Source organism: Microtetraspora sp. AC03309 (genome assembly GCF_020826795.1).
GTDB classification, from domain to species: domain Bacteria; phylum Actinomycetota; class Actinomycetes; order Streptosporangiales; family Streptosporangiaceae; genus Microtetraspora; species Microtetraspora glauca.
The window spans coordinates 86837-95043 of record NZ_JADDIL010000032.1 but is presented as its reverse complement, the minus strand read 5'-3'; the positions used below and the strand labels follow the sequence as shown (position 1 = coordinate 95043).

The window sequence follows — 8207 nt, the reverse complement described above, 5'->3', positions numbered from 1 at the left end:
CCCGCCGCCACCGTGGGCATCGGGCAGGTCGGGCAGCGGACCGAGCGGGTCGTCGAGGCGGATGTCGCGATCCTCTGGGACGACGAGGCGTGGTGGGCGCTCCAGTCCCCCGGCCTGCCGTCCGCCGAGCTCGACTACCTCGACGCCGTGCGACAGGCGCACCGGGTTCTGTGGCGGCAGGGCATCACCGCCGACTTCGCCCACCCTTCCCACGATATTTCGGGATATCGCGTCGTACTCGTGCCGAGCCTCTACCTGATCACGGACGCGGACGCGGCGAACCTCAGGTCGTACGTCGAGCGGGGCGGCACGCTGGTCGTGTCCTTCTTCTGCGGCGTCGCCGACGAGCACACCCGGGTACGGCTCGGCGGCCATCCCGGCGCGTTCCGCGAGCTCCTGGGCGTACGGGTGGAGGAGTTCCAACCCCTGGCCGAGCCCGTCCCCCTCGCGGAGACCGCCTTCGGCGTTTCTCCCGCCGTCGACCGTGCCCCCGCCTTCGACCGTGCCCCCGCACTCGGCCGAGCCCTCGCCACTCCGATGATCCCGGCGTTCACCGCCACGGTGTGGAGCGAGGTCGTCCACCTGGAGGGGGCCGCGGCGGTGGCGGTCTACCCCGGAGGAGGTCCGGCGATCACCCGGAACGTCCACGGCGCCGGTGCGGCCTGGTACCTCTCCACCCGGCTCGACGACGACGGCTACACCCGGCTCCTCGCCGCCGCCGGGCTCTCCGGTACCGGCACACCCGGGGTCGAGCTGGTACGGCGGGCGGATCTGGTTTTCGCGATCAACCACACGTCGGCCGAGCAGCCGGTCCCCGTGCACGGCCGCGACCTGGTCACGGGCGTCCCCGTCACCGGCACGCTGGGACCGGGCGCCTTCGCGGTCGTCCGGGCGGACTGACCCGTCCGGACGACGTCACGCGTCGATGCCGGAACCGCGGTGCCTCGCCGGGGCGGCCCGCGCGATCAACGGGTCGCGGCGCGACGGTCCAGGAGCGGCCGGATCCTGACATCCATCTCAGTGCCCCCGCTCAGGACGCGCGGCCGCCTCGGCTCAGGACGTACGCGCGCACACGTCCTCGTACGGCAGGCCGGGGAGGTGGTCGCGCCACTCGTCCTTCGAGAGGGTGCGGCCCGCCCGCGCGCACACGGCCGCGGCGACGGCGTCCGGGGTCACCGGCCGGGCCCTGACCGCCCCTCCCGCGTCGAGGCTGGTCAGGACCGGCTCACCGGAACCGGCGGAACCTCCGGGATCGGCGGTGGCGCCGGGGCCGAAGGCCACGGACACCACGTCGGCCCCGTGGGTGCCGATCGGTTCCCCGATCGCCGTCCCCGAGCCGATGTCCCACAGCCTGACCTCTCGGCCCGCGCCCGTGGCGAGCAGGGCTCCGTCCGCGGTGAACGCCATCGCGCCCACCGCGTTCCGCTCGGTGCGGAGCACCGGACCGTGCCGTTCACCGCTGCGGGTGTCCCAGGCGATCACTCGGCCGGCACCGTCCAAGGTGACCACGATCGGGTCGCGCGGATGGAAGGCGACCGCTGTCAGCGTCTGGCCGGTCGCGGCGAAGGACCGCGCCTCCCCCGCGGCGACGTCGACGAGATGGCCGGCGTCCTGCCCGAGCACGGCCAGCAGCCGCCCGTCGGGGCTGAAGACCATCCGCGAGGCGCCCCCGTCGGGGATCTTCGCCGCGATGCGCCACTTGCCTGTGCTCAGGTCGGCGACGTGGATCTCCGCACTCGTCGCCGACGTCACCATGGCCGCGGCGGCTCTCGTACCGTCCGGGCTGACGGCGACGCCCAGGATGGAGGAGTTCGCCGCGTCCCGGACCGTGGTGGTCGCGAGCGTGCGACCGCTCCGGCGGTCCGTCACCCACGCCCGGCTGCCGGCGTCGTCGGCGACCGCCACGATCCGCGCGTCGTGGCTGAATGCGACCTGCTGCACCGACTCGGTGACCGCGATCGCCGCGCCCGCCGCCCGCCCGGTTCGCGTGTCGCGGAGCGTGACGGCGCCGGAGCCGTTCGCGTCGCCGGCGGCGAACCTCCCGTCCGGCGTGAGCACGGCCCCCTCGTTCGCGGGCCCGGCCGTGGCCGGCCGGGCCAGGTCCGCGATGTCGACCGTGTGGACCGTGTCGTCGAGGACGTACCGCAGCGCTCCTCCGTCGCGGTCGAACCGCACCTGCGCGGCCTCGCCGAGGGTGGGGTGAACGAGCAGCGGCGCGTGGTCGGCCACCCGCCACACCCTGACGGCGTCCTCGCCGCGGACCGCGAGGAAGCGGCCGTCCGCGCTGAAGGTCACCGCCGGCTGTCCCGTCGCGGCGGGCCCGAACGGCTCCCCTGTCTTTCCCTGCGCGAGATCGGTGAGGGTGATGCCCTCGTCGGCGACGCACGCGAGAGTACGGCCGTCCGGGCTGAACGCGAGCGCCTGCGGTCCGATCCCGTCGTCCGTCGGCGTCGGCGGCCCGGTGCCGCAGACACCCGGGGGCGTACGGCGCCGCGTGGCGCCGGGCAGGTCGAACAGCAGCGGGCGCTCGCCGACGCCGTCGATCGCCGCGATCCGTCCGGCCGGGTCGACGTCCGCCAGGTAACCCGGCCGTTTGGGACTCGCGGCTCCGGTGTCGAGGTCCCAGACCCGGACCATGCCGCTGAAGCCGATGACCAGCACGCGCGGGCTCGCTCCGAACGCGACCTCGATCGGGTAGTGCGGCTCGTACTCTCCGGCGTCGAGGGGCAGGCTCTTCCCCGTCGCCTTGCCGGTCCGCACGTCCCAGACGCGTACCCACGTGCCGGCGGCGACCGCGAGGAGGCGCCCGTCCCCGCTCAGCGCGATCGAGTGCAGGCGCCGGCCTCGGACGCCGAGGCCGGACCAGCCGCCCGTCCGCCGTCCTGAGGGCACGTCCCAGACGCTGACGCCGTCACCGTCCACGGACACGGCGGTCCGCCCGTCCCCGCTGAGCGTGTGGGCGGAGCCCTTCAGCCGCAGCACGCCCTGCTCCCGCTGGGAGAGCGAGGTGACCAGGCTGCCGCGTGCCTCCGCGGTGTCGCCCAGCCGCCAGGCGGCGACGCTGAGCAGCATCGCCTTGACCGGGTCGGTCTCCCGCAGCCGGTCCGCCAGGGAGGCGACGCCACGCGACTCGGCCAGGTCCCGCTGCTCGCCCACGACCGCGCTCTGCCGTACCGTCGCGGCGCCGAACCCGATCGCGAGCACCAGCAGCGCGGCGAGGGCGACGGTGACGGCGCGGCGGCGCCCCGCCCTGCGGCGGGCCAGCGCGGACCCGGCGTCGAGGAAGTCGCGTTCGAGGCGGCTCAGCGTCAGGTGGCGGCGGCCGGTGGCCGCCCAGCGCAGGACGGTGTCCAGCCTGTCCCCCTGGAGCAGGTCGCCGTCCCCGCCGTGGTTCCAGCGCCGCGCCGCGACCGTGATCTCGCGGAGTACGGCGAGGCCCTCGCGTTCGGCCTGGACCCAGGCGCGGAACCGGGGCCACGCCTGGATCAGGGCCGGGCGGGACAGCCCGATCTCACCGTCACGCTCGGCCAGCACGTACGCGAAGACCTCGATGATCCGGGCGACAGAGGCGGCCTCGTCCTCCGGGCGGCCGTCGACCAGTTCGGCGCGCGGCGCCCTCCTGGCGACGACCTCGCCGTCGTCGGTCACCGTGGCGAGGCGCAGGAACACCTCGGGGACCAGCTCACGCTCGGCCGCGGTGAGCATGCCGTACCCGTCCTCGGCGAGCATGCCGAGCCCCGGATCGCCGGGTCCCGGCACGGTCAGCAGCCCGGCCTCCGCGCTGCCGAGCGCCAGCAGGTCTCCCGAGTCGGCGCCGTGGGTGCCGGAGATCAGGCCGTGCAGCAGCTCGCGGGCGGCAGGGCGGGCCTTCGGGTCCTTCGCCAGCGCCGCGGACACGAGAGGGCGGAGCGAACGCGGCAGCACCCCGAGCTCGGGGTCCTCCGAGAGCACCCGGTGCATGACACCGCCGAGGCTCTCGGCCGTGAACGGATCCGTGCCGGTGGCGGCGAACAGCACGATGCCGCCCCAGGCGAACAGGTCGGCGGGCGGGCCGGCCCGTTCCCCGACGAACACCTCGGGCGCCATGTAGGTGGGGGTGCCGGCGACCAGCCCGGTCGCGGTGAGGGACATCTCCAGGGTGCGGGCGACGCCGAAGTCGATGACCCGCGGCCCGTCCGGGCCGAGCAGCACGTTGTCCGGCTTGAGGTCGCGGTGGATCACGCCGGCGTCGTGGATCGCCGCGACCGCCGTGGCCACGGCGGTGGCGAGGCGGTGCAGCTCGTCTCCGGCGAACCGGCGGCCCTCGCCGACCGCCTGGCGCAGGCTCACTCCCTCGACGTACTCACTCACGATGTACGGCCGGGGGCCGTCGAGGACGGCGTCGATCACCTGGGCGGTGCAGAACGACGCCACCCTGCGGGCCGCCTCCGCCTCGCGGCCGAAGCGGCGCCGCAGGTCGTCGTCCTCCGCCGCGTCGCCGTGCAGCACCTTGATCGCGACCCGGCGGCCGTCGGGGCCGTACGCCTCGTAGACCACGCCCTGCCCGCCCGCGCCGAGCCGCCCGGCGATCCAGTAGTCCCCCAGGCGCGCCGGGTCCTCGGCCATCAGCGTTCCCGATGTCATGTTCTCTCTGACGCGCGAAATTCGAACTCCGTTGGGTCGGACTCGGACCGGAGTCGCACTCTACGCTGCTCGTACTCCCTGGCGTCCGCCGACGATCGACCCGGCCCAGATACCGATGGGCCCTCGGCATCACTGCGGCGACCACCGCGCCGGCCGCGCTCTCCGCCGCCGTGTTCTCGCGGCCATGTTCTCGCGGCATGTTCTCGCGGCCATGTTCTCGCGGCCGTGTCCGGCCTGCCCCGACCGGCGACTCGGCCGCCCCTGACCGGCTCGCCGGACGGCGGCGGCATGGAGGGGTACCGGACCGCAGGCGGAACAGGGGCCACCATAAACTCAAAAACCTCAACTGCTTTACACCGGTCTTACGGGTAGATCGGTAGACATCTTGGTAAATAACGGAATCATCACGGTCGGGGGGATCGGAAGATGCTGAGGGTGGTCACGTCGCTCGACGAGTCGCTCGACATGTCGTTCGGCAAGGTGAGGGACATCAGGTCGGTGCTGCGCCGCAGGCAGAATCGCGATACCAAGATCGTCGATCTGCGGGCGTACACGGGCCGCAACGTCATCCGGTTCCCCAAGCCGGGACCGACCTCGGCCGCCTGACCTTTCCAGCGGCTCCGCCGTACTGATTGGATGTCACCTCATGGGTGATCTGTCCACAACTGACCGAACCCGGCACCGCAGACTGCGCGAGCAGGGCCGTACGGACCGGCAGGAGCTGTTCGACGTCCTCGGAGCCGGGTTCGTCTGCCATCTCGGGGTGATCGTGGACGGCGTGCCCATGGTGGTGCCCACGGCCTACGGCTTCGACTCCGAGCACGTCTACATCCACGGATCGGTCGCCAGCCGCAGCCTGACCGGCGAAGGGCGGACCGTCTGCGTGACGGTCACCCACGTCGACGGCCTCGTCCTGGCCAGGTCGGTCTTCGAACACGGCGTCAACTACCGGAGCGCCGTGATCTACGGGGTCCCGCGCGCCCTGGAGGGCGAGGAGAAGCTGGAGGCCCTCCGCCTCCTCACCGAGCACACCGCCCCCGGGCAGTGGGAGTACGCGCGCCGGCCGAACCGCAAGGAACTGGCGGCCACCACGATCCTGGCGATCTCGCTGGAGGAGGCGTCGGTCAAGATCCGGCAGGGCCCGCCCGACGACGCCGACGATCCGCATGACGTGTGGGCGGGCGTGCTGCCTCTCGCCACCACCTGGCAGGCCCCGGTGACCGACCCGTCGGCCGGCCACGACGTCCCCGATCACGTACGGCGCCGCGCGGGAACCCGTATCGGCTGAACCTCCTACCGCCCGGCCGTCTCCAGGTTCGCCGCCATCGTGCGGAGAGTGTGGACCGTGACCTGGTACTGCTCGACGGTGAGGCCGTCCATGATCCGCGACCGCGACGCGTGGACGGCCCCGGCGACCCGCTCGTGGGCGGCCGCCCCTTCCTCGGTCAGCGCGTGCGGCTCGCCCGGAGTGATCCACCGCCGGCGCCGGAGATCCGCGAGCAGCTCGCCCACCGAGATCTCCCCTTCTCCCCAGAAGGGACGCAGTTCCTCGGCCAGCCTCCCTTCGTCGGCGGGGCCTTCCCGGAGCACGTTGAGCGCCTGCCAGTGGCGTCGCCGCATCTCCTCCCCGGCGAGCACACGGGCGAAGTCAGCCTCGATGAGACGGTCCAGGTGTTTGATCCAGTACCCAACCGGCTTCTCCATGAGATCCCTCCTATGCATGTAAAATGACATCTATATGTCAATCAGTATGCAATATCGAAAGAGAGGGCCGCAATGGACGAGATCGCCGTCATCGAGCAGGCGATGGTCGCCATCAGGCGCTCCCAGCGACGCCGGACGCTCGCGGGCATGTCCGGCGCGACCGCACAAGGCGCGGTGTTCGACGTACTCGACGTGGTGGAGGCCGCCGAGCACGCAGGAGAGCCCGCCACCGTCTCGGCCGTCGCCATGGCGCTCGGCGTCGACCAGCCCCGGGCCAGCAGACTGGTGGCCGCGGCGGTCGAGGCCGGGCTGATCCGGCGCGAGGCGGATCAGGCCGACGGCCGCCGCGCGCTCCTGGTCCGTACGCCGGGTGGGATCGAGATGTCGGACCAGGCGCACGGCTTCCGGCGCGGCATGATCGAACGGGCGGTCTCCGGCTGGACCGGCGACGATCGAAGCGCCCTGGCCCACCTGCTGGCCCGGTTCATGACCGACTTCGCCCGCGTGACGTCGGCCGGCCCGAACAGGACCCCGGACTCCGGCACCTGACCGAAGCCGTCCTCGATCTCAACGCGCCTCTCCGGCCGCGTCCGACGCGGCACCCGGGCCGGCGGCGGCACCCGCGGGACGAGGTCTACGCGACGGCGGCTGAGGTCGCCCTCGGCCCGACGCGTACAGCAGGAGGATCGGAAGCACCGCGCCCAGCGTCAGGGTGACCACCTGACCGACCACGTCGAACACGGTGAAGTGGGAGAGGTGTCCCAGATGGAAGGCCAGATGGGTCGCCGAGTACAGCAGATACCCGAGCAGGACCGTTCGCGTGAGCAGGCGATCCAGCGTGACGGCCGCGATCATGAGCATGACCCCCATCCCGGTGTTGAGGCCGCCGAGGTCGCGCAGCAGGTGCTCGTTGTACGAGGGCAGCATCGCGACCCACGGATGCCCGGGGAGCGGGAAGTCGTCGTAGAACGACCGGGGCAGGAGCAACTGCCAGAGCCCGACGACGATCTCGGTGACGGCGAGGTATCCGAGCCCCAGCCGCGGCATGGCCGTACGGCGGGCGAAAGCGGGTCCGGTCATGCCCACGACCTCCCGTAACCCGCGGCGGGCCGTCCCCGCCTGACGCGCTCCGCCAGGAAATCGCGGTACACGCGACGCCCGTCCGCGTGGCCGGGGGCGAGGTGGACCCCCCTGCGGAATGCCTGCGAAACCTTCCCCGGGACCCGTACCGGCGCGAGGGGACGACGCCGACCGGCGGCGGCCAGGTACTCCCCGACGAACTCCCGGGCCGGGAGGATCTCGGGTCCGCCCATGTCGGGCACCCGCCCGGCCGGCTCACTCAGCGCCAGGGCGGCCATCCGGTCGGCCACCTCGCCCGCCTCGACCGGCTGGAAACTCCACCCGGAGGGGATCGGCGTCACGGGCAGCCGCGCCAGGGTCTGCGCCATGAAGAGCACCAGGTCGTGGAACTGGGTGGTCCGCAAGATCGTGTACGGCAGCCCGGAGTCCTCGATCATGCGTTCGACCACGTATTTCGCCTGGTAGTACGCGTACGGATGGCGGTCGACGCCGACGATCGAGATGAACACCAGGTGTCGCGTGCCCGCCCGCCTGGCGGCGTCGATCAGGCGGCGGGTGCCGTCGACGTCCGTACGCGGCCGGCGAGGGTCGCTCGCGAGGTGGACGATCGTGCCCGCTCCCGCGACCGCCTCATCGAGGCCGACGCCGGTGGCGAGGTCCCCGGCCACGGCGGTGTACGGCGCGCTCGCCCGCGGTGAGCGGGTGAGCACCCGGATGTCGCTCCCATGGAGCCGGTCGACCACGTGGCGGCCCAGGGTACCGGTGCCGCCGGTGACAAGTATCGATTCGCTCATGCCTAC

General features: G+C 72.8%; 8 protein-coding genes. 4 read left to right on the top strand and 4 right to left on the bottom strand.

The features are described from left to right. Window positions 1-900: beta-galactosidase trimerization domain-containing protein (locus IMZ11_RS20445; protein WP_228643801.1), on the top strand; the 900-nt coding region annotated here is incomplete at its 5' end. A gap of 153 nt (window positions 901-1053) precedes the next feature. Here IMZ11_RS20445 and IMZ11_RS20440 read toward each other — a convergent pair. Further along, window positions 1054-4623: a serine/threonine-protein kinase gene (locus IMZ11_RS20440; protein ID WP_228643799.1), complete on the bottom strand. Its 3570-nt coding sequence runs from the start codon at window positions 4621-4623 to the stop codon at window positions 1054-1056. A 426-nt stretch (window positions 4624-5049) separates the two neighbouring features. Here IMZ11_RS20440 and IMZ11_RS20435 point away from each other — a divergent pair, with 426 nt between their 5' ends. Continuing rightward, entirely contained in the window at window positions 5050-5229 is a 180-nt protein-coding gene (locus IMZ11_RS20435; protein WP_061257366.1) for a hypothetical protein, read from the top strand. Between the two features lie 40 nt (window positions 5230-5269). Beyond that, the gene (locus tag IMZ11_RS20430) at window positions 5270-5911 is read left to right on the top strand and encodes a pyridoxamine 5'-phosphate oxidase family protein (RefSeq protein ID WP_228643797.1); all 642 of its coding nucleotides are present in this window, start codon (window positions 5270-5272) and stop codon (window positions 5909-5911) included. Between the two features lie 5 nt (window positions 5912-5916). On the opposite strand, the gene IMZ11_RS20425 is transcribed toward IMZ11_RS20430, so the two are convergent. After that, window positions 5917-6327, bottom strand: a complete 411-nt coding sequence (locus IMZ11_RS20425; RefSeq protein ID WP_228643795.1) for a winged helix DNA-binding protein — start codon at window positions 6325-6327, stop codon at window positions 5917-5919. A gap of 72 nt (window positions 6328-6399) precedes the next feature. On the opposite strand from IMZ11_RS20425, the gene IMZ11_RS20420 reads away from it, so the two are divergent. Further along, window positions 6400-6876, top strand: a complete 477-nt coding sequence (locus IMZ11_RS20420) for a MarR family winged helix-turn-helix transcriptional regulator (RefSeq protein WP_228643793.1) — start codon at window positions 6400-6402, stop codon at window positions 6874-6876. Between the two features lie 18 nt (window positions 6877-6894). On the opposite strand, the gene IMZ11_RS20415 is transcribed toward IMZ11_RS20420, so the two are convergent. Further along, window positions 6895-7407, bottom strand: coding sequence for a hypothetical protein (locus IMZ11_RS20415; protein WP_228643791.1), 513 nt, complete (start codon window positions 7405-7407; stop codon window positions 6895-6897). Further along, the gene (locus IMZ11_RS20410) at window positions 7404-8201 is read right to left on the bottom strand and encodes an SDR family oxidoreductase (protein ID WP_228643789.1); all 798 of its coding nucleotides are present in this window, start codon (window positions 8199-8201) and stop codon (window positions 7404-7406) included. The genes IMZ11_RS20415 and IMZ11_RS20410 overlap by 4 nt, the downstream gene beginning before the upstream one ends. Window positions 8202-8207: the final 6 nt, after the last annotated feature.